Source organism: Pseudoroseicyclus sp. H15, from assembly GCF_054353345.1.
Genome location: NZ_JBTHJE010000005.1, coordinates 91,765 through 115,346, shown reverse-complemented (window position 1 = coordinate 115,346; position 23,582 = coordinate 91,765). Strand labels below are relative to the sequence as shown.

The window sequence follows — 23,582 nt, the reverse complement described above, 5'->3', positions numbered from 1 at the left end:
GCCTGATGTCGTACCTTGAGTACAACACCAAATACGTCCCTTCCGGGCTGAGGAAGCTGCTCTACCTGAACTGGCCGGTCATCCTGCTGATCTGCGCGGTGGCCACCTTCGGCTTTCTGATGCTCTACTCGGTGGCGGGCGGAAACCCCGACACCTGGATGATGCCGCAGCTCAAGCGCTTCGGCTTCGGCATGATGCTGATGCTCATCATCGCCATGGTGCCCATCTGGTTCTGGCGAAACATGTCGGTGCTGGCCTATCTCACCGCGCTGGCCCTGCTGGTGGCGGTGGATTTCTTCGGCGACGTCAACATGGGCGCCCAGCGGTGGATCGACCTGGGGTTCATCCAGCTCCAGCCGTCGGAAATGATGAAGATCAGCCTCGTGATGATGTTGGCCGCCTATTACGACTGGCTGCCTGCCAAGCGCGTCTCCAACCCGATCTTCGTGCTGATGCCATTGGGGCTGATCGCCATGCCGGTGCTGCTGACGCTGGTGCAGCCCGATCTCGGCACCGCGCTTTTGCTGCTGCTCGGCGGCGGCGCGGTGATCTTCGCCGCCGGGGTGCACTGGGCCTATTTCGCCAGCGTCATCGGCCTCGGGGTGGGCGCTGTTCTGGCCGTGTTTCAAAGCCGGGGCACGCCCTGGCAGCTGCTGGAGGATTACCAGTACCGCCGGATCGACACCTTCCTCGACCCCGCGAATGACCCGCTGGGCGCGGGCTACCACATCACCCAGGCCAAGATCGCGCTCGGCAGTGGCGGCTGGACGGGCCGGGGCTTCATGCAAGGCACGCAGAGCCGGCTGAACTTTTTGCCCGAGAAGCACACCGATTTCATCTTCACCACGCTGGCGGAGGAGTTCGGCTTCGCCGGGGCGTTCGGCCTGCTGCTGCTCTATGCGCTGATCATCATGTTCTGCGTCTCCTCGGCGTTGAACAACAAGGACCGCTTCGCCGCCCTGCTGACGCTCGGCATCGCGGCGACGTTCTTCCTGTTCTTCGCGGTCAACATGAGCATGGTCATGGGCCTCGCCCCCGTCGTCGGCGTGCCGCTGCCGCTGGTGAGCTGGGGCGGCTCGGCGATGCTGATCCTGCTCTGCGGCTTCGGGCTGATGCAGTCGGCGCACGTCCACAAGCCGCGCTGATGCTGCGGCTGCTCTTCTCTGCCCGCCCGGGCCGGTTCGATGCCTATCGCGGCCCGCTTGAGGCGGCGCTGGCCGAGGCTGGCATCGCGGCGGAACTGGCTGAGGATTGGCCGCCCGGATCGGTGGATTACATCCTCTACGCCCCGAACGGCCCGGTGCAAGATTTCCGCCCGTTCACCCGCGCCAAAGCCGTGCTCTCGCTCTGGGCGGGGGTGGAGAAGGTGGCAGGCAACGAGACGCTGCATCTGCCGCTCGCCCGCATGGTCGATGACGGGCTTCGGCAAGGCATGGTCGATTACGTCACTGGCCACACGCTGCGGCACCACCTCGGCATGGATGCGCATATCGTGAACCCCGGGCACGTCTGGCAGGCGACACCGCCGAAGCTGGCCACGCAGCGCCGGGTCACCATCCTTGGCCTCGGAGAGCTCGGAGCCGCCTGCGGGCAGGCGCTGGCGGGGCTGGGCTTCGACGTGACAGGATGGAGCCGGCGTCCGAAGGAGGTGGCCGGCCTGCGCTGCCTGTCAGGCAGCGACGGGCTGGCCGAGGCGCTGGACGGGGCGGAGATCCTGGTCACCCTCCTGCCCCAAACAGCCGAGACGGAGAACCTGATCGACGCCGCTGCCTTGGCCCGCTTGGCGCCCGGCGCAGCGCTCATCAACCCCGGCCGCGGGCCGCTGATCGACGATAATGCGCTGCTCGCGGCGCTGGACTCGGGCCAGCTCGGCCATGCGACGCTGGATGTCTTCCGCATCGAGCCGCTGCCGGAGGATCACTCGTTCTGGGCGCATCCCAAGGTCACCGTCACCCCGCATATCGCGGCGGAGACACGGGCCGAGACATCGGCGCCGGTGCTGGTGGAGAACATCCGCCGCAGCGAGGCTGGCGAGCCGCTGCTGCATCTGGTCGACAGGGCGGCGGGCTATTAGCGGCGCCGCACCCGGCTGACCTTGCGCTCCTTCGCCGCCGCCTTCTTGCGGGCGGCGCCCTGCTTGCGGCGGGGCGGCTTGCCTGGCCGTTGCGAGGGGCCACGGGGCACGACGGCATCGTCGATGCTCACCAGCTCGCCGACCAGCCCGCCGGTCTCTGCCGCCGCCTCGCTCAGCTTGACCACGGCGCGCTGGCCCAGCTTCATGACGCGGCCCGTCTGGCTGCCCATCAGGCTCTGGCTCTCACGGTCGTAGTGGAAGAACTCGCCACCGAGCGTGCGGATCGGGATCAGCACATCGGCGCCGGCATCGTCGAGCTTCACGAACAGCCCGAACTTCGCCACCCCGGCGACGCGCCCCGGCATCTCGCTGCCCACCCGCTCGCTCATATAGGCGGCGAGGTAGCGGTCGACCGTGTCGCGCTCGGCCATCATCGAGCGGCGCTCGGTGTCGGAGATCTGCTCGCCGATCTGGCCCATCCGGTCGATCTCGCTCTGGCTGAGCCCGTCATCGCCCCAGCGATGCGCGCTCACCAGCGCGCGGTGCACGATGAGGTCGCTGTAGCGGCGGATCGGCGAGGTGAAATGGGCGTAGTTGCGCAAGGCGAGCCCGAAATGGCCGAAATTGTCGGGCCCGTAATAGGCCTGGGACATCGCGCGCAGGGTGCTCATGTTGATGAGCTCGGCCTCGTCCTTGCCCTCGGCCTGCGCGAGCAGCTGGTTGAGATGCTTCGTCTGCAGCACCTGCCCCTTGGCCAGCGTCAGCCCGGCGCCCTCGGCCACCTCACGCAGGCTTTCCAGCTTCTGCGGGTCGGGCTCTTCGTGGACGCGGTAGAGCAGCGGGGTCTTCTTCTCCTTCAGCGTCTCGGCGGCGCAGACATTGGCGAGGACCATGAATTCCTCGATCAGCTTGTGCGCCGTCAGCCGCTCCTTGAAATCGACAGAGGTCACCTCGCCCGCCTCGTTCAGCACGATCTGCCGCTCAGGCAGGTCGAGCTCCAAGGGCTGCCGCCGGCCCCGCGCCAGCAAAAGCGCGTCATAGGCGGCGTAGAGCGGGCGGATCACCTCGTCCATCAGCGCGGCAGCGCGCGCGCTCGGCGCGCCATCCATCGCGGCCTGCACCTCCTCGTAGGGGAAGGAGGCGCGGCTCTTCGTCAGCCCGCGGTGGAAGCGGTGATCGAGCTTGCTGCCATCCTCGCGGATGCGGATCTGAACCGCCAGCACCGCGCGGGGCACGCCCTCGTGCAGCGAGCAGAGGTCGCCCGAGAGCCGGTCGGGCAGCATGGGCACGACGCGGTCGGGGAAATAGGTGGAATTGCCGCGCTTGAACGCCTCGCGGTCGAGCTCGGAGCCGGGGCGGACGTAATGCGCCACGTCGGCGATGGCGACCCAGAGGACATGCCCGCCCGGGTTGTCCGCCGCCTCGTCGGCGCGTGCCAGCACCGCGTCATCGCGGTCGCGCGCATCGGCGGGGTCGATGGTGACGAGGGGCAGGTGCTGCAGATTCTCGCGCCCCTTCAGGCCGGCGGGCTTGGCGGCATCGGCCTCGGCCAGCACCTCGGAGGGGAACTCGTGCGGAATGCCGTGCTGGTGGATGGCGATGAGGCTCACCGCACGCGGCGCCCCCGGCGCCCCCAGCCTTTGGGTGATGCGCGCCTTCGGCAGGCCCATGCGCCCTTTGGGGCCGGCCTGCTCGGCCTCGACCAGCTCGCCGTCTTTCGCGCCATGCTCGTGCCCGGGCGAGACGATCCACTGCCGGTCGGCCTTCTTGTCGATGGGCATGATCCGCCCGCCCTCGGCGCCCTTGCGGTAGATCCCGAGGATCGACTGTGGCGCCCCGGCGATGCGGCGGATCATCCGGGCGGTGTAATCCTGCTCTTCCCCCGGCGTCGGCGTCAGCCGGGCGAGGATGCGGTCGCCCTGCCCCAGCGCCGGATCACCCTCTCGCGGCAGGATGCGGATCGTCGGCTCTTCGCCCTCGCCATGCCATTCCAGCGGCCGGGCCGTCAGGTCGCCATCGGCATCGGGCGCGCTGACCTGGAGGATGGAGACGGGCGGCAGCGTCTCGGGGTCTCGATAGCTGCGCCGCTTCTTCTCGACATGGCCCTCGATCTCCAGCTCCTTGAGCATCCGCTTGAGGTCGATCCGCTCGGCCCCCTTGATGCCGAAGGCCTTGGCGATGTCGCGCTTGTGCGTCTTCTCCGGATGCTCGGAGAGGAAGGCGAGGATCTCTTGCTTGGTGGGGAGCTTGGCCATGCCCTGGCAGGTAGCATGGGGTGGGGGTCGTGGCGAGGGGGCTACGGCCCGCCAGCCTCCCTCACCGCAAGCGTTTTGCCCGGCGCAGGCGCCCGGCGGAGAGGATCGCCGCCACCACCAGCGTCACGAACACCAGCTCGCACAGCTCCTCCGAGACGACGGTCAGCCAGTGGCCGATGACCGGCGAGATGAACCGATGCAGCTTTTCGAAGAGCTGCCCCACCGCCGCAAAGCCGAACCCCAGGAGCACGAGCTTTGGCCAGCTCTGCCGTTCCTTCAGCGCGCGCCAAAGGGCCGGAATCCCGAAGACGAAGAGGGTGACGACACTGGCCACCACAAAGATCGCGATGGCCCCGCCGAAGATGGCAGAGAGGGTGAACCCCTCCGCCGCGTAGAAGGCCGGGTTCAACAGGCGAAAGTCGATGATCCAGACATCGAAGGGCGCCTCGCGGAAGGCCAGCAGCAGCACCAGCGAGATCATGTGCGGATAGCGCGCCCATGCCCGCGGCGGGAACAGCCACAGGAACAGTAGGGGGCAGAGCATCCACAGGATGAACGACATCGTCTCGACCGCCCCGGTCTCCTCGATCCACGCGGCTGGCCCGCCGGTGAAGGGCGTCAGGAGGAGGACGGCGAGAAGGACGGCAGCGAAGAGGAGGAGGGGCTGGCGGTTCGGGAGGGTTCGGGTGTCGGTCATTCATCTTCCGCAAGACGCCGGACCCGGCCTGAGCGACGATCCCTGAGGGGCCGGCCCTCTGGATGGGGTGGGTCGACGTTGGGGGCTGTTGCGGTGGGTCCGGAAGGTTTTGTTCAGCAACCCAATTATGCAGCTTGGCCCGAAAGGCAAATCTGCGGGTCTGAGGGGGGGAGCTTGGGGTTGGGCTGCCGTGTGGAGAGACCTTGAGGCCGAGGGCCTTGGCGATGTTGGCTTGTGCGACTTTTCCTGATGTGCAGGAAGGAAGGGCGGATCTCTTGCTGAGTGAGGAGGTGGGCTATTCTGTGGGAGGTAGCCTGCGGCGAGGCGGAGAAAGCGGCTACCTTTTCCGGAGCCTCTCGTTGAAAGCGCTTCTAAGCGTAGCAGAGATTGGAAAGCTCTCCACGGCGGCCTCCATCACCACCCCAGCCAAAACAGTCGATATGCTCGAAACGGGTTGCTCTTTTCTTATCACCTTTAGGTCCGGCTGCCTTATGAGCACGTCCCATTCAGGACTGTCTCCTGATGCAAGGGCTCGCAGCGCAACCTCTTCTCCAGGATTAATATAGTCGAGATTTATGCTAGTCCTTCTCTCTCCTAAAGCGGCGACAGCGGCTCCGACACGAGTTTGATCGGTCGATTGATCAATCACATGTAAAGACATCAACTCCGACTTGCTTACCGGCTTAAGCTCGACATTCAGCTCCTTTACCGCAGCGTTTCCAGTATTGGAGATGAAGATCTCCGAAAGGAAAACACTTTGGACCACGTCCCCGTTTAGAGTGACTTGAACATCACCCGCAATTTGATCATGCACAAAGAGGAGATCGGAGGCGTTCGAGGTCGAAACAACGACCTCCATCTTATCCCGGGACTTCGATGCGGCTCTAATCGTGAAATAGCCCGTGATCAACGCGCCGCCGATTGCACCGCCCAGAGCAAAAAGGGCGTCCACCCATTCAAAAGGAAAATCCATCCAAATCCAATCTGACTGCTCCGAAAACTGAGTCCGTCGAGTTATAGCCACTTGGCATGAGGATGTGCGCGGGGCCTCTCAGCCCCGCGCCCTCATCTCATCCGATCAGAACGGGCTGTCCGGGAAGTAGAAGTCCTCGGCATTGTCCTGCGTCACCAGCACCGAGCCGATGATGAACTCGCCCGAGACCGGCGTCGGCGAGGTCATGCCCACCGCCGTCAGCTCGATGGCCGTGGCGATCATCGACGGCGGGTAGGTCACGTCGGCCGGCACCATGCTGTCGCCCTCGGACACACGCTGGATCATCTCCTTCATGCCGGCACCGCCGAGCACGAACTGGATGTCGTCGCGGCCCGCAGCGTCGATGGCGGCGAGCACGCCCACGGCCATGTCATCATCCGAGGCCCAGACCGCGTCGATCTCGGGGTATTTCGACAGGAAGTCCTGCATCACCGTGAAGCTGTCATCACGGTTCCAGTTGCCGTGCTCCATGCCGAGCACGTTGATGCCCGAGCCCTCGATCGCGGCCTCGAAGCCCTCGACACGCTCGTTGTCGATGGTCGTCGGGATGCCGCGCAGCACCACGATGTCGCCGCCGTCGGGCAGGGCTTCCGCCATGTACTCGCCGGAGACGCGCCCGAAGCCGGGGTTGTCGCCCGCGACGTAGAGGTCCTGGATACCCTCCTGGCTGAGGCCGCGGTCGACGACCGTGATCCACACGCCCTGATCGGCGACAGAGGCCACCGGCCCGGTGAGCGGCTCGCTTTCGAAGGGCAGCACGACGAGGGCCGAGATGCCGCGCGTCGCCACCATGTCTTCGATGTCAGAGACCTGCTTGGCCGGGTCCGACGCCGTGGCGAGCACGAAGTCGAGCTCGGGATAGACCTCTTCCAGACGGTCGATGGCTTCCTGGGCGTGGAAGTTCATGCCCCCGGCCCAGCCATGCGTGGCAGCGGGGATCGACACGCCGATCACCGTGGTGTCCTGCGCCAGCGCGGGGCCGGCCAGAAGCGCCAGTGCGGCGGCGGTATACTTGAGATGTTTCATTGTGTTTTCCTCCCTGGATAACAACAGGCCGTCAGCTGCCGGCCTTGTCTTCACGCTGCAAGATCACAGCGAGAACGATGATGACGCCCTGGATGGCGCCATTGAGATAGGGGCTGACGGCATCCGTCAGATTCAGGATGTTCCCGATCAGCCCAAGGATCAGAACGCCGATGACAGAGCCCCAGACGCGCCCGAAGCCGCCCTTCAGCATCGTGCCGCCGATGATCACGGCGGCAATGGCCTCCAGCTCCCACAAAACGCCGGTGGCGGACGAGGCCGAGCCGAGGCGCGGCACGTACATGATGGTGGCGACGCCCACGAGCAGGCCGAGGCCGACATAGGTGAGCAGGCGGATGCGGTTCACATTGACCGACGAATAGCGCGCCACGGTGTCGTTGCTGCCGATGGCGGCGCAATAGCGGCCGAAGGCGGTGCGCCGCATGACGATCTCGCCGATAATGGCGACGAGGGCGAAGGTGATGATCGGCCAGGACACGCCGAAGAGCCCGCCGTAATAGAGCGGCTGCAGCGCGGTGCGCAGGCCGAAATCGAGGCTGAGCGTGCCGCCGTCGGCCAGCCAGGTCACCAGGCTGCGGTAGATGCCCATTGTGCCCAGCGTCACGATGAAGGCCTCGATGCGCATGGTGGTGATGAGAAAGCCGTTGATCCACCCCGCCGCCAGCCCGGCCGCGAGCGCGGCAAGGATGCCGATAAGGATGGTGGCCAGCCCGGTGCCCATCGTGCCCATGGCGAGGTTCATCACCATGATCATCAGCCCGGCGATGAAAGCCGCCATCGAGCCGACGGACAGGTCGAGCCCGCCGGCGGTGATGACGAAGGTCATGCCCACGGCGATGATGCCGATGAAGGCCGAGCGGGCGAGCACGTTGGTGATGTTCGCATAGCTGAGGAAGTTGGAATTCATCAGCGCGCCCACGACGATCAGCACGATCAGCGCGATGATCGGGCCGAGCACGCGCAAATCGAGCCTGGGCCGCCCCCGGCCGGGGCTGCGCTCTTCGGTGGTGGTGCTCATGCGCTCTCCCGTTCTTCGCCTTCCAGCCCCATGGCGAGGCGGACGATGGCATCTTCCGTCTTGTCACTGCCGGCCACCTCGCCGGCGATCCGGCCCTGCCGCATGACCAGCACGCGGTCGGCGAGGCCGATGACCTCCGGCAGTTCGGACGAGATGACGATGATGCTCACCCCCTCTTCGGCCAGGCGGTGAATGAAATCGTAGATCTGCTGCTTGGTGCCGATGTCGATGCCACGCGTCGGCTCGTCGATGATCACGATGCGCGGGCCGGTCAGCATCACCTTGGCGACCAGCAGCTTCTGCTGGTTGCCGCCGGAGAGATTGCCGAGCTTGGCGTCACGCGAGGGGGCGCGAATGTCGAAATCGGCGATGGCCTTCGTCAGCGCCTCGTCCTCGGCGGATTTATCGAGGAAGGGATGGGTGAAGTCGCGCAAGCTCTGCAGCGTGAGGTTGTCGCGCAGCCCCATGTTGAGCAGCAGGCCGCGACCCTTTCGATCCTCCGTCAGGTAGACAAGGCCCCTGTCCTGCGCCTCGCGCGGGCTGCGGATCGTCGCGGGCGCGCCGTCGATCTCCACCTTGGCGGTGCTGCGGCGCAGCCCCACCAGCCCCTCCATCGCCTCGGTCCGGCCAGAGCCGATGAGGCCGGCGAGGCCCAGCACCTCGCCCCGGCGCAGGGTGAACGAGATGCCACGGGCAAAGCCCGGCACCTCAAGATCCTGCACCTTCAGCGCCAGCTCCTCGCCCACCGGCGCGCGGCGGGAGGGGTAGAGATCGGTCAGCTCGCGGCCCACCATGGCCTCGGCCATCTGGTCTTCGTTCATCTCGGCGGTCGGTTTGGTCGCGATCACGCGCCCGTCGCGCATCACCGTCACCCGGTCAGAGATGCGTTTGACCTCGTCGAGCTTGTGGCTGGTGAAGAGGATGGCCACGCCATCGGCCCGCAGCCTTTCGACCAGCTCGAACAGCACCTCCGCCTCGCGGTTGGTGAGCACGGCGGTGGGCTCGTCCATGATCAGCACCCGCGCCTCGCGGCCCAGCGCCTTGGCGATCTCGACCATCTGCTTGTCGGGGGTCGAGATGTCCTTCACCCGCGCCGAGGGCGAGACATGGCAATTCAGCCTGTCGAGCAGCTCCACCGTCTTCGCCCGCATGGCGCGCCGGTCGAGGAAAGGCCCGCGCTTCAGCTCGCGGCCGAGGAAGACGTTCTCCTCCACGGTGAGCTGCTCGGCGAGGTTGAACTCCTGGTGGATCAGCACGATCCCCTGCGCCTCGGCGGCCTGGCTATCCTCGAAGGAGGCCCTCGCCCCATCCAGCCGCAGCTCGCCCGAGGTCGGCTGCAGATAGCCCGACATGATCTTCATCGTGGTCGACTTGCCGGCGCCGTTCTCGCCGATCAGGGCGTGAACCTCGCCGGGATACAGCGCGATATCGACATCGAAGAGCACCTGCACGGGGCCGAAGCTCCGGCAGATGGCGCGCAGGTCCAGCCGCGGCTCATCCGTCATGGGGGCTCCTCACATGGCCACCGCCATGCCGGGCCCGGCGCATGCTGCGCCTTGCCTGAAACATATATCCTCCCAGCCGGCCCCTCCTCCAAGGGTTGTCCGGTCCGCCCAGCCTATCCGAGCATGTCGACTTCTCAAGTGATTTCTTCGGCCAGCGAACTTTGTCTTGACCGCGCGCCCAGGCGCCCCCCGTGAGTCGCTTCGGGTCAAGGACGGCCAAGGGCCGCCGCCGCAGGCGGGCGACGCTCCTTGACGCGGGGCGACGCGCAGACTCGCTTGATGAGGCCTGTTTGATGGCAGACCTGGCGTTGGGTAGAAAACGCACCAAGCAAATCGGCCGCTGAGCGTTAAGATACCCCATTCCATTTGACCGATACACCGACGAAGCCATCACCGCTTTCCTGCATCAACTAGGTTCCAAGATCATCCGAAACGGCAGCGATGGGCTGGAGCATGTGGAGGCGCTGTTGCGGCTCAGGGGTGCGATCCCGGCGAGACAAGACCGCCAAGACGGACAGGGAGGCAAAGGCAGCTTGCCTGCTCAAGGCCGAGCTGAAGCGAAAAGGGGTGACTTACGCCCAGCTGGTTGAGAGGCTGGAAGCCATCGGAATCAGCGAGAAGGAAGTGAACGTTCGCAACAAGCTTCCAAGAGACAAGTTCAGTGCTGCGTTCCTACTGCAATGTCTCAATTCAATTGGCGTAACGGATTTACGGTTGGGGTAAGTATAGGGATATTTGGGACGATCATATCGACCCTACTCCTTGAGACATACCCAGGCGAGCAAGCCAGCCCAAATGCCAGCGGCTATGAAGCCCACGATATAACACCAGAGAACCAGCGTTGGTGGCTGATCGGACGTGTGGTCTACATGGACGACACCGCTGCTCAATGGTTGATGACCTTTCTAACTTTGGCTGCCGTAGTCATGGTCTTTCTTACGCTTAGAGATACCCGTACGATGCTCTCTGACACTCGTGAAATCGGGCAGGCCCAAGTCAGGGCCTACTTGCTGCCCACTACTGTTCGATTCCAGCCCGAAATCGTGAACGATAAAGTCGTAACATACCAGATCATACCGATATTCAAGAACACCGGGCAGTCGCCTGCCGTTATTACGGACTCTCACGGCGCCTTCCTAATCAATGACAGAAAGACAACGATCAAATCTGGGGAACACCCCTCCGGGTATCAGGTTGGCGCGGGCGAATACGTATATTTTCCCAGTTTTGTCGTTCCCGCCAGCGCAATCATCAGTCTCTACGAATCAAGGGGCTCTTTGAAGATCGAGGCGGTCACAGAGTACCGAGACATCTTCTTCGAGACCACCGGAGAAACCCGCAGAGCGGAGTTCTCTGGCTACGTCCCGATAAACAACAGGCTCTTGAACTGCATGGACGTCGACGGGATTAAGGCAGATTTCTATTTTAGTTAGGAATGCTGCGAGTGCTAGTGCCTCAATCACCGCTTATCCCTCCCGCAGGAGGTTGGTGCGTCTGGTACATCACGCCGCAGACCTGCCAGCAAACGGCCTCTCAGCAGGCTCTCCCCGGCCCGAAGCCGGAACCCACGCCTGCCCGGCTACGCCGGCTCCTAGCCGAAGTAATCCTGCAGGATGCGGCTGTAGATCGCCTTCAGCCCCTCGATATCCGAGACTGCCACGCGCTCGTCGGCCTGGTGCATCGTCTGGCCGACGAGCCCGAACTCCACCACCGGGCAATGCGCCTTCACGAAGCGCGCGTCCGAGGTGCCGCCGGTCGTCGACAGCGTCGGCGTCACGCCCGTCACCGCCTGCACCGCGCCGCTCACGAGGTCGCTCAGCGGCCCAGGCGGCGTGAGGAAGCTCTCGCCCGAGATCTTCACCGCCACGTCGATGGTCACGCCGAAGCTTTCCGCCACCGCCGCGGCCTCGCCGCGCAGCCATTCGGTGAGCGCGCTGCCGGTGTGGTGGTCGTTGAAGCGGATGTTCAGCTTCATCTTTGCGGCGCCGGGGATCACGTTGGTCGCCGGGTTGCCGGTGTCGATCGAGGTCAGGGCCAGCGTCGAGGCGTCGAAATGGTCCGACCCCTCGTCGAGCTGCTCCGAGGCCAGCCTGTCGGCCAGCGCCGCCAGCGCCGGCAGCGGGTTCACCGCGCGATGCGGATAGGCGCTGTGGCCCTGCCGGCCTGTCACAGTCACCACCGCGTTCATCGAGCCGCGCCGGCCGATTTTGATCATGTCGCCCAGGGCCTCCGGGCAGGTCGGCTCGCCCACCACGCACATCGCCATGCGCTCGCCCTCGGCCTCCATCCAGTCTAGCAGGGCGATGGTGCCGTCATCGGCCTCACCCTCCTCGTCGCCGGTGATCGCCAGGATCACCGCGCCGTCGGGTGGCGTCTCGCGCACGAAATCCACCGCTGCAGCGGCAAAGGCGGCAACGCCGCTCTTCATGTCGGCCGCACCGCGCCCCCAAAGTTCGCCGTCCTTCACCTCACCGGCGAAGGGCATGACGCTCCAGAGGCCGGTATCGCCTGGCGGCACCACGTCGGTATGGCCGTTGAAACCGAAGCTCTTCGCCGCTCCCTTGGCGCCCCAGCGGGCGTAGAGGTTGCTCACCTCGCCCCGGTCGACGCGGGTGCACTCGAAGCCCGCGCCCTCCAGCAGCTCCTGCAGCAGCACCAGCGCCCCGCCCTCTTCCGGCGTGACAGAGGGGCAGCGGATCAGTGCCTGGGTGAGGGCCACGGGATCAGTCGTCATCGGTCTCGTCCTCGAAGAAGGGGGTCATCTGCGCCACGATCACAGCGTTCTCGGCCAGCGCCCGCTCCATCAGCGCGCGCTCCTCGGCCTCGATGTCGTGCCCCTCGGCGAGCCGCTCATCGAGCGTGCCGTAGCCGGAGACGTCGAGCGGCGCCATGTCGGCCTGCTTGAGGATGGCGACCGTCTCGCGCACCGCTTCGGCCTCGTCGATGCCCGAGGCATAGACCATCAGCGCGGCGCCCGTGGCCTCTTTCGGCAGGCCGTCGCCATCGCGGCGCCCGACCTCGACCAGCAGGGTATAGACCTGCTGGCGGCGCTCTTTCTTGGCGGGCTTCGCTGCGCCCGGCGTCTTGGCCGCGTCGTTCTTCGCCATGCTCTGGCCCCCCGGGAAAATGCGCGCCCTTGGTGGCGGCGGCCCTGCCCCATGTCAACTGGCGCGCCCCGTTCACAAACCGCGCGGCAAGGCCCATGCTCGGCACCATCGGCAAGCCGGGAGGGCACGATGCGGCAGGTGAAGGACATGGTGGAGGCGGCGAACCGCGAGGTCGCCCATGCCCCGGCGGCAGAGCTGCTGGCCCTGCACGGGCAGGATGGCGTCACCTTCGTCGATCTGCGCGACGTGCGCGAGCTGGAGCGCGAGGGGATGATCCCCGGCGCCTTCCATTGCCCGCGCGGCATGCTGGAATTCTGGCTCGACCCTGGAAGCCCCTACGCCCATGCCGAATTCCAGCAGGGCGGGCGCTATGTGTTCTACTGCGCCTCCGGCTGGCGCTCGGCCCTGGCCGCGCAGACGGCGCAGCAGATGGGGCTGGAGGGCGTGAGCCATATCGCCGACGGATTCTCCGGCTGGCGCGACGCCGGCGGCCCGGTGGCCGAGCGGCCCCGCAAGGGGTGAGAGGGCCTACTGTGGCTGCTTTACCAGACGGGCGCACGTCCGACTAATTTCCCCGCGATGGAACTCAGACGCCAACGTAACGTTAACAGAGTCGTTACAACCGGTGTGCCGGTTAAGAAAGCTCATACAAACCCGCGGGGTCTTACTCACATGACTGGAATAGGTTGGTTCGCCGCCATCATCATCGGCGGCATCGCTGGCTGGCTCGCCGAGCAGTTCATGAAGTCCAATATGGGGCTTCTGATGAACATCATTCTCGGCATCGTCGGGGCGCTCGTCCTCAATGCCATCCTCTTCGCCATCATCGGCGAGACCCTTGGTGGCTGGATCGGCCAGCTTATCATCGGTTTCGTCGGCGCCTGTATCCTGATCTGGATCGGCCGAATGTTCCGCAGCCGTACCTGACGGCGCACGAGGCGCTGCCGACGGGAAACCGGGCGGCTCGCCGTTGGTAACAAGTTCTTCTGGTATGCCCCCGCCGGTCACGGCGGGGGTTTTCTGATTTGGGCTGCCCGAGCCTCTTTCGCCCGCGGCATCCACCTCCTAGTCTGCGCTCCGGCCCAGCCCGGAGTCGCCGATGCCCACGCGCCAGAGCTACGACCTTGTCATCATCGGCGGCGGCATGCTTGGCGCCTCCATCGCCTTCTGGGCGATGAAGGCGCGGGCTGGCCTGAGCGTGCTCGTGCTGGAACGAGACCCGAGCTACGCCGGCGCCTCGACCACCCACACCAATTCCTGCATCCGCCTGCAATTCGGCACCGAGGTGAACATCCGCCTCAGCCAGGCGACGCTCGAACTGCTGCGCAATTTCTCCGAGGTGATGGAGGAAGACGCCCCCGCCCCCGCGCTCGACCCCTTCGGCTATCTCTACCTTGCGAGCACCGAGGACGGCGCCGCCCGCCTGCGCGCCCGGGCCGAGCTGCAGAACAGCCTCGGCGCTGCAACGGTGCTTTGCGGGCCGGAGGAGCTCGCCACGCGCTTCCCCTGGATGGATCTGGACGGTGTAATCCTTGGCAGCCATGGCACCGAAGGTGAGGGCTATTTCGACGGCGCCACGCTCTTTTCCACCTTCCGCCGCCGCTCGCGCGAGATCGGCGCGGAATGGGCTGTGGGCGAGGCGGTGGGGCTGCAGATGGACGGCGCCCGCGTCACCGGCGTGCAGCTTGCCGATGGCACGACGGTTGCCGCCGGCGCTGTGGTGAACGCCGCCGGCCCCCGCGCCGCCACCGTTGCGGGCTGGGCCGGCATCGACCTGCCGGTCGAGCCGCGTCGGCGCCACACTTTCACATTCGCCGCCGCCCCGCTGGCAGCCAAGCTGCCTCTGACCATCGATCCCACCGGCTTTCACGTCCGCCAGGACGGCGCCAATTTCATGGTCGGCTGCGCGCCAGAGGATGACGTCGCCGCCGCGCCCGACGACTTCTCGATGGCCCATGACCTCTGGGAAGAGCGGCTATGGCCCGCGCTCGCCACCCGCATCCCCGCCTTCGAGCAGCTGCGGGTGCTGCGATTCTGGACAGGCCATTACGCCTACAACACTTTCGACCAGAACGCCCTTGTCGGCCTGCATCCCGGCGCAGAAAACCTCTACTTCGCCAACGGCTTCTCGGGGCACGGGCTGCAACAGGCCGCCGGCATTGGGCGCGGGCTGGTGGAGCTCATCACCACCGGCAGCTACCAGAGCCTCGACCTCTCCGCCCTCTCCGTCTCCCGCCTCGTCACCGGGGCGCGGGTGGTGGAAGACGCCATCATCTGAAGAGACACCACCCGAAGAAGGACTTCCCCATGCGAAAGATCGTGCTCACCGGCGCCCGCGGCAATCTGGGCATGCAGCTGCGCGAGATGCTCGCCGGACAGGCCGCCGAGCTGCTCTCGACCGACATTGCCGACGCCCCGGAAGAGCTGCTGCCCAACGAGACATGGGTGAAGGCCGACCTCGCCGAGATGAGCCAGATCGAGCCGCTGCTGGAGGGCGCCGACATGGTCGTCCATTTCGGCGCCATCGTGGATGAAAAGCCGTTCGAAGAGCTGCTGGGCCCCAACTACATCGGCGCCTACAATATCTGGGAAGCCGCCCACCGCGCAGGCTGCCGCCGGGTGATCTACGCCAGCTCGATCCACGCCGTCGGGATGGAAGACACCAACGCCGGCGTCCCCTGCAATGGCCCACACCGCCCGGATACCTTCTACGGCCTCGCCAAGTGCTTCGCCGAGGACATGGGCCGGATGTACTGGGAGAAGCGCGGGCTGGAGGCCGTCTGCATCCGCATCCTGACCTGCGAGCCCGCCCCGAACAACCTGCGCGCCCTGAGCACGTGGCTCAGCTACGGCGACCTCCGCCGCCTCGTGATGGCCTCGATCAAGGCGCCGGTGACCGGCTTCACGACGATCTTCGGCGTCTCCGCCAACACCCGCTGCCCGGTCGACAACGCCCCCGCCTCCTTCCTCGGCTACCGCCCGCAGGACGATGCCGAGGATTGGGCCGAGCGCATCGAGGCCACGGCGAAGCAGCCCGACGCGCAGGACATGGGCCTGACGAAGTTGGGCGGCCCCTTCGCGAAGGTGCCGCTGGGCGAGAGCGGCGTGGACGCCATCCGCCGGATGACAGAGGGCAAGGCGTAAGGGCGCGGGGGCCACGGCTCCGTTCGATCCCACGCCGAGTCCGCGAGTTACGCCGCAGGATGGTGTTTAACCCCACCGCCCCTCCGGCTGCTCCAGGACCCATCTGCCACAAGAACCGCCTCCTCACGCCGGCCCGTGGGGTGGCGCCCCGACGGCGCCGCTGCGCGCTTTATGCCCGCAAAGCCCCTCCCCGCTCACCGCGAAGCACCAAGCCCAGCCAAAGCGCCAGCACGCGGGGACGGGCCGGCGCTCGCGCGGCGGCCTGCGGCCTTGATTCCGCGCGAGGGAAGCAGCGGCGACGGCGCCCCGGCAGCAAACAACACCGCCCCATTCGCTCGACAAAGGCCCAGGGACGGCCCCCTCCCCCTTAGAACCGGATCACGAAGGTCGCCCCCGGCCCCTCATCAGCCAGGTCGATCTCGGCCCCATGCGCCTCCAGCATCCGGCGCACGATGGGCAGGCCCATACCGGTGCCGCCATCGGCGCGGCGCGTGGTGAAGAAGGGATCGAAAATCCGCGCCCGGTTGCCGCCGGAGACACCCGGCCCGTTGTCGGCTACGCGCAGCTCGTCCGGCGCCGCAATCAGGCGCACGAGGGTCGCGCCGTGCGCCACCGCATTGCCGACGAGGTGATCCAGCACCAGGCGCATGCCATCTGCCGGCAAGGGCAGCTCCGCATCGGCGACAAGCTCCAGCTCGACCTCGGGATGGTCCCCCGCCAGGCTGCTTAGCAGCGGGGCAAGACGGGTGCTCCCCCGAACCACCGGCTCCTGCGCCCGCGCCAGCGCGCGCTGCGCATCGAGCAGCGCCGTCATCCTGTCGGCGGCGTCATCGATGCGGGCGAGCAGGCGGGCGCGCTCTTCCGCAGGGATGTCATCGCCGTCGAGTAGCTCGGCGGCGCCGCGCAGCACGGTCAGCGGCGCCTTCAGCTCATGGGTGGCATGGTCGGCATAGGAGCGCAGCACCGCCTCGCGGCCCATCAGGATGCGCCCCATCTCCAGCACGGCGCGGCCCGTCCGCTCCATCTCGCGGGTGCCGTATTGGCGCAGCGGCGCCGCCGCGCCCGCCTCGCCCCGGCCCAGCGCCTCGGCCCGCGCCGCAAGGCTGCGGATCGGGCGATAGAGCAGCCGCCAGAGCACCCAGCCCAGCAGTGCCGTTGCCGCCAGAACCGCCGCGCCGATGGCGATGGCTGCGCCGGCCGGCCCCAGAAGTGACGAGAGCAGCCCGTGCACCAGCAGCCCGGCGATGGGCAGGCAGAGCACCAGCGCCAGCACCAGCCCGATGACCAGCGCCAGTGACGGGCGCCACTTCACGCGGATGCCCCGCCCGATCATGCCCCGCGGTTCATCGCCCATTCACGCCGGCGCCTCGCCCCGGCAGGGCCCCATGCGGATGCCGATGCCATGCAGCGTGTCGATCGCATCGGGGCAGCCGGCCTCGGCCAGCTTGGCGCGCAGATTGCGCAAGTGGCTGTCCATCGTGCGGTCGGAGACATTGACGTTCGTGCCCCAGATCGCATCCACCAGCGCCGGGCGGGGGACGACATGCTCCGGCCGCTCCATCAGCCGGGCCAGCAGCTCCATCTCGCGGGCCGTCAGCACCACGTCGCGCCCCGCGACGCTCACCCGGTGGCGCGCCGTGTCGAGCGCCAGCACCCCGCGACTGATCGTGGCCTTCGCGTCGGCGACGGGCGCAGCGGGCTGGCTGCGCTTGAGCACCGCCTTGATGCGGGCGACCAGCTCGCGTGGCGAGAAGGGCTTGGTGACGTAATCGTCGGCCCCGAGCTCCAGCCCGACGACCCGGTCGATCTCGTCACCCTCGGCGGTCAGAAAGATCACCGGCACTTCGCTCTCGCGGCGCAGCTCGCGGCACACGTCGCGACCGTCGCGCTCCGGCAGGCCGATATCGAGCACGACAAGATCGGGGGTGAGCGCCCGGGCCTGGGCCAGCGCCGCCGCGCCATCGGCCGCCTCGGCATGGTCCAGCCCGGCGCGGGTAAGCGCGATGCCCACAAGTTCGCGGATCTGGGGATCGTCATCGACGATGAGGATGAGCGGGGTCACGCGCGGGCCTCCGGCTGAGTGCTGACGGCCAGAGTAAGCGGGGCGACGGCCCTCTGGAAGGGCTGCAGATGCAGCTCCCACGTCGTGCCGCGCAAGTGGTGATCGGTCATCTTGTCCCTCCGGCGTTTTCCCAAAGGGATAGCGCCGTGCCGTGCACACCGGTGAGACGCCCTGTGCAAGGCTCGTGCAGGGGCCGTCAGCCCTTTGCCGCCGCCCGGATCGCGCCGATGCGCTCGGCATAGTCGCCCCCGAACACGGCCGAGCCCGCCACGAGCACATCGGCCCCGGCCTGAGCCACGGCCGCGGCGTTCTTCGGCGAGACGCCGCCATCGGCCTCGATATGAATGGGCCGGTCGCCGATGAGGGCGCGGACGGCGGCGATTTTCTCCAGCATCGCGGGAATGAAGGCCTGCCCGCCGAAGCCGGGGTTCACGGTCATCACCAGCACGAGGTCGATGTCGTCCAGCACATGCTCGATATGGCTGATCGGCGTAGCCGGGTTCAGCGCCACGCCCGCCTTGGCCCCCGCCTCGCGGATGGATTGCAGCGAGCGGTGCAGATGCGGGCCGGCCTCGGCATGCACGGTCACCATGTCGCTGCCGGCACGGACGAAATCGCCGAGGTATGGGTCGGCGGGAGAGATCATCAGATGCGTGTCGATGAAGGTGCTCACATGCGGGCGGATCGCGGCAACGACATTGGGCCCCATCGTGAGATTGGGCACGAAATGCCCGTCCATCGCATCGACATGCACCCAGTCCGCGCCGGCCTTTTCGATGGCGGCGATCTCGTCGCCCAGCCGGGCGAAATCGGCGGAGAGGATCGACGGCGCGATCTTGATGCTGCGGTCGAATGCCATGGTTAAACCCTCCCTGTCGGCCCGGCCCTGCCCATGCCGCAGCGAGAGATGTATCACAAGAGCCCTGTCGCCGCAGCCTGCCTGCACCGCCCTCCCCTCGCGCCTCGGCCCGAGCGCCGGGCGGGCGCCTGCCCGTGGGGTGGTGCCGCTCCGGGGCCGCTTCTTGGTTTATGCCTGCAACACCCCTCCTAGCAGAGGGCTATGCGCTGCCTTCACCAGAGCGCCAGCTCGCCGGGACGGGCAGGCGCTCGCCCGGCGCCTTCGGCTTGTTTCCGGGCGGGCGTCGAGCGGCGACGTGCCAAAGCCAGCCCTGCGCCCGAATTTGACCAAACGGTCAAATCTTGCCAAGCGCCCGCCCCCATGCCACCTTCCCTGCGGGCAGACGCGCGAGGCCGACAGATGGACACCACCCACGACACCCGCGCCGCCACGGCGCACAATCAGTTGCCGCAGGTCGGAGAACACCTGCCCCGCAACCCCGGCATGCCGCTCGATCTCGACTGGGTCGCCTCCGTCCAGGCCAATACCTCGGCCATCGAGCGCCGGGCCGCGACGCTCCCCGGCCGCCGCTCGGTCAAGAAGGAGTTCCAGGCGGCGTGGCTCTGCAAGGCGGTCTCGCTGATCGACCTCACCACCCTTGCCGGCGACGACACCGACGGCCGCGTCCGCCGCCTCTGCGCCAAGGCCCGCCAGCCGGTCTCGCCCCAGATCCTCGATGCGCTCGGCATGGACGGCCTCACCACCGGCGCCGTCTGCGTCTACCACGACATGGTCGAGACCGCCGTCGACGCCCTCAAGGGCACGAACATCCCCGTCGCCGCCGTCTCCACCGGCTTCCCCGCCGGCCTCTCGCCCTTCCGCCTGCGTATCGCCGAGATCGGCGAGAGCGTCTCCGCCGGGGCCGCCGAGATCGACATCGTCATCTCGCGCCGCCATGTCCTCACCCAGAACTGGCAGGCGCTCTACGACGAGATGGCCGAGATGCGCGCGGCCTGCGGCGACGCCCATGTGAAGGCCATCCTCGCCACCGGCGAGCTCGGCACCCTGCGCAACGTCGCCCGCGCCTCGCTGGTCTGCATGATGGCCGGGGCGGATTTCATCAAGACCTCCACCGGCAAGGAGGGCGTCAACGCCACCCTGCCCGTCTCGCTCACCATGATCCGCGCCATCCGCGCCTACGAGGCGCGCTGCGGCGTGAAGGTCGGCTACAAGCCGGCGGGCGGCATCTCGAAGGCGAAGGACGCGCTCACCTACCTCGCCCTGATGAAGGACGAGCTGGGCGACCGCTGGCTGCAGCCCGACCTCTTCCGCTTCGGCGCGTCGTCCCTGCTGGGCGACATCGAGCGGCAACTGGAACACTACGTGACCGGCGCCTATTCGGCGAGCTGGCGGCATGGGATGGCGTGATGTCTGTCAAAGAGATCTTCGAGAGCATGGAGTACGGCCCCGCCCCCGAGAGCGCCAGGGAGGCGCTGGCCTGGCTTGAGGCGAAGGGCGGCATCGCCGGGCCGTGGGTGGGCGGCAAATGGGGCGAGCTTCGCGCCGATATGGAAAGCCGCAACCCCGCCACGGGCGAGCGCCTCGCCGGGCTCACCAAGTGCACGCCCGCCGAGGTGAACGCTGCCGTCAAAGCTGCCCGCAAGGCCCAGCCTGCTTGGGAGAAGCTTGGCGGCCACGGGCGCGCCAAGGTGCTCTACGCCATCGCGCGGGGGATGCAGAAGCAATCGCGCCTGCTCGCCGTGATGGAGAGCCTCGACAACGGCAAGCCGATCCGCGAGAGCCGCGATATCGACGTGCCGCTGGCGATCCGCCATTTCTACCACCATGCCGGGGCCGCCCAGCTCTTCGAAGCTACGATGCCCGGCCGCGCGCCGCATGGCGTCTGCGGGCAGATCATCCCGTGGAACTTCCCGCTTCTGATGCTGGCATGGAAGATCGCCCCGGCGCTGGCGGCGGGCAATACCGTGGTGCTGAAGCCCGCCGAGTACACCAGCCTCTCCGCCATGGTCTTCGCCGAGATCTGCGCCGAGGCCGGGGTGCCGCCGGGCGTGGTGAACCTCGTCACCGGCGACGGCGAGACGGGGCAGGCGCTGGTCGCGGCCGAGGTCGACAAGATCGCCTTCACCGGCTCCACCGAGGTCGGCCGGCGGATCCGCGAGGCGACGGCGGGGCGGAACATCCCTCTAACGCTCGAGCTCGGCGGCAAGTCCGCCTATATCGTCTTCGACGACGCCGATATCGACAGCGCCATCGAGGGGCTGGTCGATGCCATCTGGTTCAACCAGGGCCAGGTCTGCTGCGCCGGCTCGCGCCTGCTCGTGCACGAGGCGATTGCGGAGGATTTCCATGCCCAGCTGAAACGCCGGATGGACGGTCTGCGCATCGGCGACCCGCTCGACAAGTGCATCGACGTCGGCGCGGTGGTCGACCCGGTGCAGCTGGCGACCATCAAGGAAATGGTCGAGGGCAACACCGCCGGCGAAACCTACCACGCCGCCTGCCCCGTCCCCGCCAACGGCGCCTTCTACCCGCCGACGCTCATCACCGGGCTCGCGCCCTCCGACCGGCTGATGCAGGAGGAGATCTTCGGCCCGGTGCTCGTCTCCACCACCTTCCGCACGCCTGCCGAGGCGGTCGAGCTGGCGAACAACACCCGCTACGGTCTCGCCGCGACGCTGTGGACGGAAAACGTCAACCTCGCCCTAGACGTGGCCCCGAAGCTGCAAGCCGGCGTCATCTGGGTCAACGCCACCAACCTCTTCGACGCCGCCGCCCCCTTCGGCGGGCTCCGCGAGAGCGGCTATGGCCGCGAGGGCGGACCCGAGGGTCTGCGCGCCTATACCAAACCGGCGAAGCTGGCCGCCTCCCCGAAGGCCCCCAAGGCTTATCCCGGTGACGGCGCGCCTGCGGGCGGCATCGACCGCACCGCGAAGCTCTACATCGGCGGCAAGCAGGCCCGGCCCGACGGTGGCTATTCCCGCGCCATCCACGGGCCGAAGGGCGCGCTCCTCGGCCACGCCTCCCTCGCGAACCGCAAGGACGTGCGCAACGCCGTCGAGGCGATGAACGCCGCCAAGGGCTGGGGCAAGACGATCGGGCATCTGCGCGCCCAGATCCTCTACTACATCGCCGAGAACCTCTCCGCCCGCGCCGAGGAATTCGCCGCCCGGCTCGACGCCCTGCAGGGCGGCCGCACCGGCGAGGCAGAGGTCGAGGCCGCCGTCCGCCGCCTCTTCACCTACGCCGCATGGGCCGACCGCTACGACGGCCGCGCCGCCGGCGTGCCGATCCGGGGCGTGGCGCTGGCGATGAAGGCCCCCACCGGCAACATCGCCGGTCTCGCGCCCGCGGCCACCCCGCTCCTCGGCTTCGTCTCGCTGATGGCGCCGGCCATCGCCATGGGCAGCCGGGTGACGCTCGTCGCCTCCGAGCCCTTCCCGCTGGCCGCGACGGATTTCTACCAGGTGCTGGAGACCTCCGACGTGCCCGCCGGGGTGGTCAACATCCTCACCGGCGACCATTCCGAACTCGCGCCGACGTTGGCGAGCCACATGGACGTGGACGCGGTGTGGAGCTTCTCCGACCCTGCCCTCGCGCCTGGGATCGAAAAGGCCTCCGCCGGCAACCTCAAGCGCACCTGGGTCACGCAGCGCGACTTCACGACACCGGACGGCGAGGGCGAGGACTTCCTCGAGGCCGCGACCGAGGTGAAGACGATCTGGATTCCCTACGGCGAGTGAGGCCGGGCCACGATTTTCGCGCGAAAATCGTTTCGGAAATCACGCGACTTCCGCGCCCTAGGGGCGGCGATTTCCATATGGAAATCGCGGGCGGAAACCATATGGTTTCCGCCGCCCGCTACTTCTTGGGGCCCGTCCAGCTTTCCCACCAGCGACCCAGGCGGCCGCGGCGCTCTTTCGCGCTGGCCTCCACCCTGTCCCAGCGGTCCCCTGCCCGCTCCATCGCCGGATCGAGCCCGCGCTCGCGGAACTGGCGCCACATGGCGCGCAGCATCAGGAAGGCGATGATCAGGAAGATGAAGAAGCCGATGTTGAACCACGGGATCGGTCGCACATCCGGCCCGTCGATCTGGCGGATGTTGGTGGCGTTGGGAAAGATGGTCAGGAAGCGGTTGCGCCAGCCGTAGTGGCGGATCAGCACCCAGTCGGGATCGGCCGCCGTGCTCACCAGATCCTGCGCCTGGGCCTGCAGATCGGATGAGTCGAACTTGAAGTAGGGCGGCCAGATCCAGCCGGTATCCTCGTTACGGTAGACCATCGTCTGGTCTTTCCCGCGGATCAGGCCGAACAGATATGTCTTCTTGCGCACCGTATTGATCAGCCGCAGATCGCGTGTCGTGTTGTCGACATTTCCGCTGTCGGCCTGCGCGTAGAAGATGCGGTTTAGACCCGAGAAATCGGTGCGGATCACCTCTGTCCCCGTGATGCGCGCCACATCCTGCTGCGGCAGGGCGTAGTGCAGCAGCCCGCCCACGAGCAGCACCAGCAGCACTCGCCAGGCGATCCGGAATGCGCGCATGTCTTGTCCCTTCAGTTCGTGTTCGTCAGCCACAGGATGACGGCGACCGCCAGCATGGGCACGATATAGATCAGCAGGATCAGCCGGCGCCGGAACCCGGCGAAATATTTCTCCATGCCTGCTTCCACATAGGCGTCGCGGTCATCGAGGTCAGCCCCCGGATTCTCCTCGGCCCAGCGATTTTCCAGCTTTTCGCGCCGGACGGAGCGGGAATAGGCGCTGACGGAGAGGAAGATCACCGTGAGCAGCGCGAAGAACACCAGCACGAAGATGACAAAGCCCAT

The 23,582-nt window shown here is 67.1% G+C and carries 23 protein-coding genes; 10 read left to right on the top strand and 13 right to left on the bottom strand.

Annotation, left to right across the window (positions count from 1 at the left end; all coding sequences use genetic code 11):
* Positions 1-5 precede the first annotated feature (5 nt).
* Together rodA and ACXN5S_RS11245 are read left to right on the top strand one after the other, a co-directional pair.
* A complete protein-coding gene (gene rodA / locus ACXN5S_RS11250; protein ID WP_458605527.1) occupies positions 6-1,145 on the top strand; it encodes a rod shape-determining protein RodA in 1,140 nt (379 codons plus the stop codon).
* Positions 1,145-2,074 carry a 2-hydroxyacid dehydrogenase gene (locus ACXN5S_RS11245; RefSeq protein ID WP_458605526.1) on the top strand — a complete coding sequence of 310 codons (930 nt, stop codon included), beginning with the start codon at positions 1,145-1,147 and terminating at the stop codon, positions 2,072-2,074. Before rodA ends, ACXN5S_RS11245 begins: the two co-directional genes overlap by 1 nt.
* On the opposite strand, the gene rnr is transcribed toward ACXN5S_RS11245, so the two are convergent.
* The 6 genes from rnr to ACXN5S_RS11215 form a co-directional block, all read right to left on the bottom strand.
* Positions 2,071-4,329 carry a ribonuclease R gene (gene rnr, locus ACXN5S_RS11240; RefSeq protein ID WP_458605525.1) on the bottom strand — a complete coding sequence of 753 codons (2,259 nt, stop codon included), beginning with the start codon at positions 4,327-4,329 and terminating at the stop codon, positions 2,071-2,073. The genes ACXN5S_RS11245 and rnr overlap by 4 nt on opposite strands.
* A 61-nt stretch (positions 4,330-4,390) precedes the next feature.
* Entirely contained in the window at positions 4,391-5,026 is a 636-nt protein-coding gene (locus ACXN5S_RS11235; RefSeq protein WP_458605524.1) for a hypothetical protein, read from the bottom strand.
* Positions 5,027-5,363: 337 nt separating this feature from the next.
* Positions 5,364-5,999, bottom strand: a complete 636-nt coding sequence (locus ACXN5S_RS11230; RefSeq protein WP_458605523.1) for a hypothetical protein — start codon at positions 5,997-5,999, stop codon at positions 5,364-5,366.
* A gap of 105 nt (positions 6,000-6,104) precedes the next feature.
* The gene (locus ACXN5S_RS11225; RefSeq protein WP_458605522.1) at positions 6,105-7,046 is read right to left on the bottom strand and encodes an ABC transporter substrate-binding protein; all 942 of its coding nucleotides are present in this window, start codon (positions 7,044-7,046) and stop codon (positions 6,105-6,107) included.
* 31 nt (positions 7,047-7,077) lie between these two features.
* On the bottom strand, positions 7,078-8,082 hold the full coding sequence (locus tag ACXN5S_RS11220; RefSeq protein ID WP_458605521.1) for an ABC transporter permease: 1,005 nt from the start codon (positions 8,080-8,082) through the stop codon (positions 7,078-7,080).
* A complete protein-coding gene (locus ACXN5S_RS11215; RefSeq protein WP_458605520.1) occupies positions 8,079-9,587 on the bottom strand; it encodes a sugar ABC transporter ATP-binding protein in 1,509 nt (502 codons plus the stop codon). Before ACXN5S_RS11215 ends, ACXN5S_RS11220 begins: the two co-directional genes overlap by 4 nt.
* 441 nt (positions 9,588-10,028) lie before the next feature.
* On the opposite strand from ACXN5S_RS11215, the gene ACXN5S_RS11210 reads away from it, so the two are divergent.
* Both ACXN5S_RS11210 and ACXN5S_RS11205 read left to right on the top strand, forming a co-directional pair.
* Positions 10,029-10,310, top strand: coding sequence for a DUF6471 domain-containing protein (locus tag ACXN5S_RS11210; RefSeq protein WP_458605519.1), 282 nt, complete (start codon positions 10,029-10,031; stop codon positions 10,308-10,310).
* Entirely contained in the window at positions 10,268-11,020 is a 753-nt protein-coding gene (locus ACXN5S_RS11205) for a hypothetical protein (RefSeq protein WP_458606061.1), read from the top strand. Before ACXN5S_RS11210 ends, ACXN5S_RS11205 begins: the two co-directional genes overlap by 43 nt.
* A gap of 158 nt (positions 11,021-11,178) precedes the next feature.
* On the opposite strand, the gene dapE is transcribed toward ACXN5S_RS11205, so the two are convergent.
* Complete coding sequence (gene dapE / locus ACXN5S_RS11200) at positions 11,179-12,321, bottom strand: succinyl-diaminopimelate desuccinylase (protein WP_458605518.1); 1,143 nt, start codon at positions 12,319-12,321, stop codon at positions 11,179-11,181.
* On the bottom strand, positions 12,311-12,694 hold the full coding sequence (locus ACXN5S_RS11195) for a hypothetical protein (RefSeq protein ID WP_458605517.1): 384 nt from the start codon (positions 12,692-12,694) through the stop codon (positions 12,311-12,313). The genes dapE and ACXN5S_RS11195 overlap by 11 nt, the downstream gene beginning before the upstream one ends.
* A 129-nt stretch (positions 12,695-12,823) precedes the next feature.
* On the opposite strand from ACXN5S_RS11195, the gene ACXN5S_RS11190 reads away from it, so the two are divergent.
* From ACXN5S_RS11190 to ACXN5S_RS11175, 4 genes are all read left to right on the top strand, one after another.
* Positions 12,824-13,216 carry a rhodanese-like domain-containing protein gene (locus ACXN5S_RS11190; protein WP_458605516.1) on the top strand — a complete coding sequence of 131 codons (393 nt, stop codon included), beginning with the start codon at positions 12,824-12,826 and terminating at the stop codon, positions 13,214-13,216.
* 150 nt (positions 13,217-13,366) lie between these two features.
* Entirely contained in the window at positions 13,367-13,621 is a 255-nt protein-coding gene (locus ACXN5S_RS11185; RefSeq protein WP_458605515.1) for a GlsB/YeaQ/YmgE family stress response membrane protein, read from the top strand.
* A 172-nt stretch (positions 13,622-13,793) separates the two neighbouring features.
* Positions 13,794-14,972 carry an NAD(P)/FAD-dependent oxidoreductase gene (locus ACXN5S_RS11180; protein WP_458605514.1) on the top strand — a complete coding sequence of 393 codons (1,179 nt, stop codon included), beginning with the start codon at positions 13,794-13,796 and terminating at the stop codon, positions 14,970-14,972.
* A gap of 29 nt (positions 14,973-15,001) precedes the next feature.
* On the top strand, positions 15,002-15,838 hold the full coding sequence (locus ACXN5S_RS11175) for an NAD-dependent epimerase/dehydratase family protein (protein WP_458605513.1): 837 nt from the start codon (positions 15,002-15,004) through the stop codon (positions 15,836-15,838).
* A gap of 367 nt (positions 15,839-16,205) precedes the next feature.
* Here the strand turns inward: ACXN5S_RS11175 and ACXN5S_RS11170 are convergent, their stop codons facing one another.
* The 3 genes from ACXN5S_RS11170 to rpe all read right to left on the bottom strand — a co-directional run bounded on the left by ACXN5S_RS11170 (position 16,206) and on the right by rpe (position 18,759).
* Positions 16,206-17,192 (bottom strand): sensor histidine kinase, encoded by a 987-nt coding sequence (locus tag ACXN5S_RS11170; RefSeq protein ID WP_458605512.1) that lies wholly within the window; start codon positions 17,190-17,192, stop codon positions 16,206-16,208.
* On the bottom strand, positions 17,193-17,900 hold the full coding sequence (locus tag ACXN5S_RS11165; RefSeq protein ID WP_458605511.1) for a response regulator: 708 nt from the start codon (positions 17,898-17,900) through the stop codon (positions 17,193-17,195). It lies immediately after the preceding gene.
* 196 nt (positions 17,901-18,096) lie between these two features.
* Complete coding sequence (gene rpe / locus ACXN5S_RS11160) at positions 18,097-18,759, bottom strand: ribulose-phosphate 3-epimerase (RefSeq protein ID WP_458605510.1); 663 nt, start codon at positions 18,757-18,759, stop codon at positions 18,097-18,099.
* 399 nt (positions 18,760-19,158) lie between these two features.
* On the opposite strand from rpe, the gene deoC reads away from it, so the two are divergent.
* On the top strand, positions 19,159-20,166 hold the full coding sequence (gene deoC, locus ACXN5S_RS11155; protein WP_458605509.1) for a deoxyribose-phosphate aldolase: 1,008 nt from the start codon (positions 19,159-19,161) through the stop codon (positions 20,164-20,166).
* Positions 20,166-22,499, top strand: a complete 2,334-nt coding sequence (locus ACXN5S_RS11150; protein ID WP_458605508.1) for an aldehyde dehydrogenase family protein — start codon at positions 20,166-20,168, stop codon at positions 22,497-22,499. The genes deoC and ACXN5S_RS11150 overlap by 1 nt, the downstream gene beginning before the upstream one ends.
* A gap of 118 nt (positions 22,500-22,617) precedes the next feature.
* On the opposite strand, the gene ACXN5S_RS11145 is transcribed toward ACXN5S_RS11150, so the two are convergent.
* Together ACXN5S_RS11145 and ACXN5S_RS11140 are read right to left on the bottom strand one after the other, a co-directional pair.
* Positions 22,618-23,298, bottom strand: a complete 681-nt coding sequence (locus ACXN5S_RS11145; RefSeq protein WP_458605507.1) for a DUF1523 family protein — start codon at positions 23,296-23,298, stop codon at positions 22,618-22,620.
* Between the two features lie 11 nt (positions 23,299-23,309).
* Complete coding sequence (locus tag ACXN5S_RS11140; protein ID WP_458605506.1) at positions 23,310-23,582, bottom strand: hypothetical protein; 273 nt, start codon at positions 23,580-23,582, stop codon at positions 23,310-23,312.

Bases quoted from the DNA above. Each gene is read 5' to 3' on its own strand.
- rpe (WP_458605510.1), bottom strand. From the start codon at position 18,759: ATGGCATTCGACCGCAGCATCAAGATCGCGCCGTCGATCCTCTCCGCC.
- ACXN5S_RS11195 (WP_458605517.1), bottom strand. From the start codon at position 12,694: ATGGCGAAGAACGACGCGGCCAAGACGCCGGGCGCAGCGAAGCCCGCC.
- ACXN5S_RS11245 (WP_458605526.1), top strand. From the start codon at position 1,145: ATGCTGCGGCTGCTCTTCTCTGCCCGCCCGGGCCGGTTCGATGCCTAT.
- ACXN5S_RS11220 (WP_458605521.1), bottom strand. From the start codon at position 8,082: ATGAGCACCACCACCGAAGAGCGCAGCCCCGGCCGGGGGCGGCCCAGG.
- ACXN5S_RS11205 (WP_458606061.1), top strand. From the start codon at position 10,268: ATGTCTCAATTCAATTGGCGTAACGGATTTACGGTTGGGGTAAGTATA.
- rnr (WP_458605525.1), bottom strand. From the start codon at position 4,329: ATGGCCAAGCTCCCCACCAAGCAAGAGATCCTCGCCTTCCTCTCCGAG.
- ACXN5S_RS11180 (WP_458605514.1), top strand. From the start codon at position 13,794: ATGCCCACGCGCCAGAGCTACGACCTTGTCATCATCGGCGGCGGCATG.
- ACXN5S_RS11230 (WP_458605523.1), bottom strand. From the start codon at position 5,999: ATGGATTTTCCTTTTGAATGGGTGGACGCCCTTTTTGCTCTGGGCGGT.
- ACXN5S_RS11140 (WP_458605506.1), bottom strand. From the start codon at position 23,582: ATGGGCTTTGTCATCTTCGTGCTGGTGTTCTTCGCGCTGCTCACGGTG.
- deoC (WP_458605509.1), top strand. From the start codon at position 19,159: ATGGACACCACCCACGACACCCGCGCCGCCACGGCGCACAATCAGTTG.
- ACXN5S_RS11210 (WP_458605519.1), top strand. From the start codon at position 10,029: ATGGGCTGGAGCATGTGGAGGCGCTGTTGCGGCTCAGGGGTGCGATCC.
- ACXN5S_RS11235 (WP_458605524.1), bottom strand. From the start codon at position 5,026: ATGACCGACACCCGAACCCTCCCGAACCGCCAGCCCCTCCTCCTCTTC.
- dapE (WP_458605518.1), bottom strand. From the start codon at position 12,321: ATGACGACTGATCCCGTGGCCCTCACCCAGGCACTGATCCGCTGCCCC.
- ACXN5S_RS11170 (WP_458605512.1), bottom strand. From the start codon at position 17,192: ATGGGCGATGAACCGCGGGGCATGATCGGGCGGGGCATCCGCGTGAAG.
- ACXN5S_RS11225 (WP_458605522.1), bottom strand. From the start codon at position 7,046: ATGAAACATCTCAAGTATACCGCCGCCGCACTGGCGCTTCTGGCCGGC.
- rodA (WP_458605527.1), top strand. From the start codon at position 6: ATGTCGTACCTTGAGTACAACACCAAATACGTCCCTTCCGGGCTGAGG.
- ACXN5S_RS11150 (WP_458605508.1), top strand. From the start codon at position 20,166: ATGTCTGTCAAAGAGATCTTCGAGAGCATGGAGTACGGCCCCGCCCCC.
- ACXN5S_RS11145 (WP_458605507.1), bottom strand. From the start codon at position 23,298: ATGCGCGCATTCCGGATCGCCTGGCGAGTGCTGCTGGTGCTGCTCGTG.
- ACXN5S_RS11175 (WP_458605513.1), top strand. From the start codon at position 15,002: ATGCGAAAGATCGTGCTCACCGGCGCCCGCGGCAATCTGGGCATGCAG.
- ACXN5S_RS11185 (WP_458605515.1), top strand. From the start codon at position 13,367: ATGACTGGAATAGGTTGGTTCGCCGCCATCATCATCGGCGGCATCGCT.
- ACXN5S_RS11190 (WP_458605516.1), top strand. From the start codon at position 12,824: ATGCGGCAGGTGAAGGACATGGTGGAGGCGGCGAACCGCGAGGTCGCC.
- ACXN5S_RS11215 (WP_458605520.1), bottom strand. From the start codon at position 9,587: ATGACGGATGAGCCGCGGCTGGACCTGCGCGCCATCTGCCGGAGCTTC.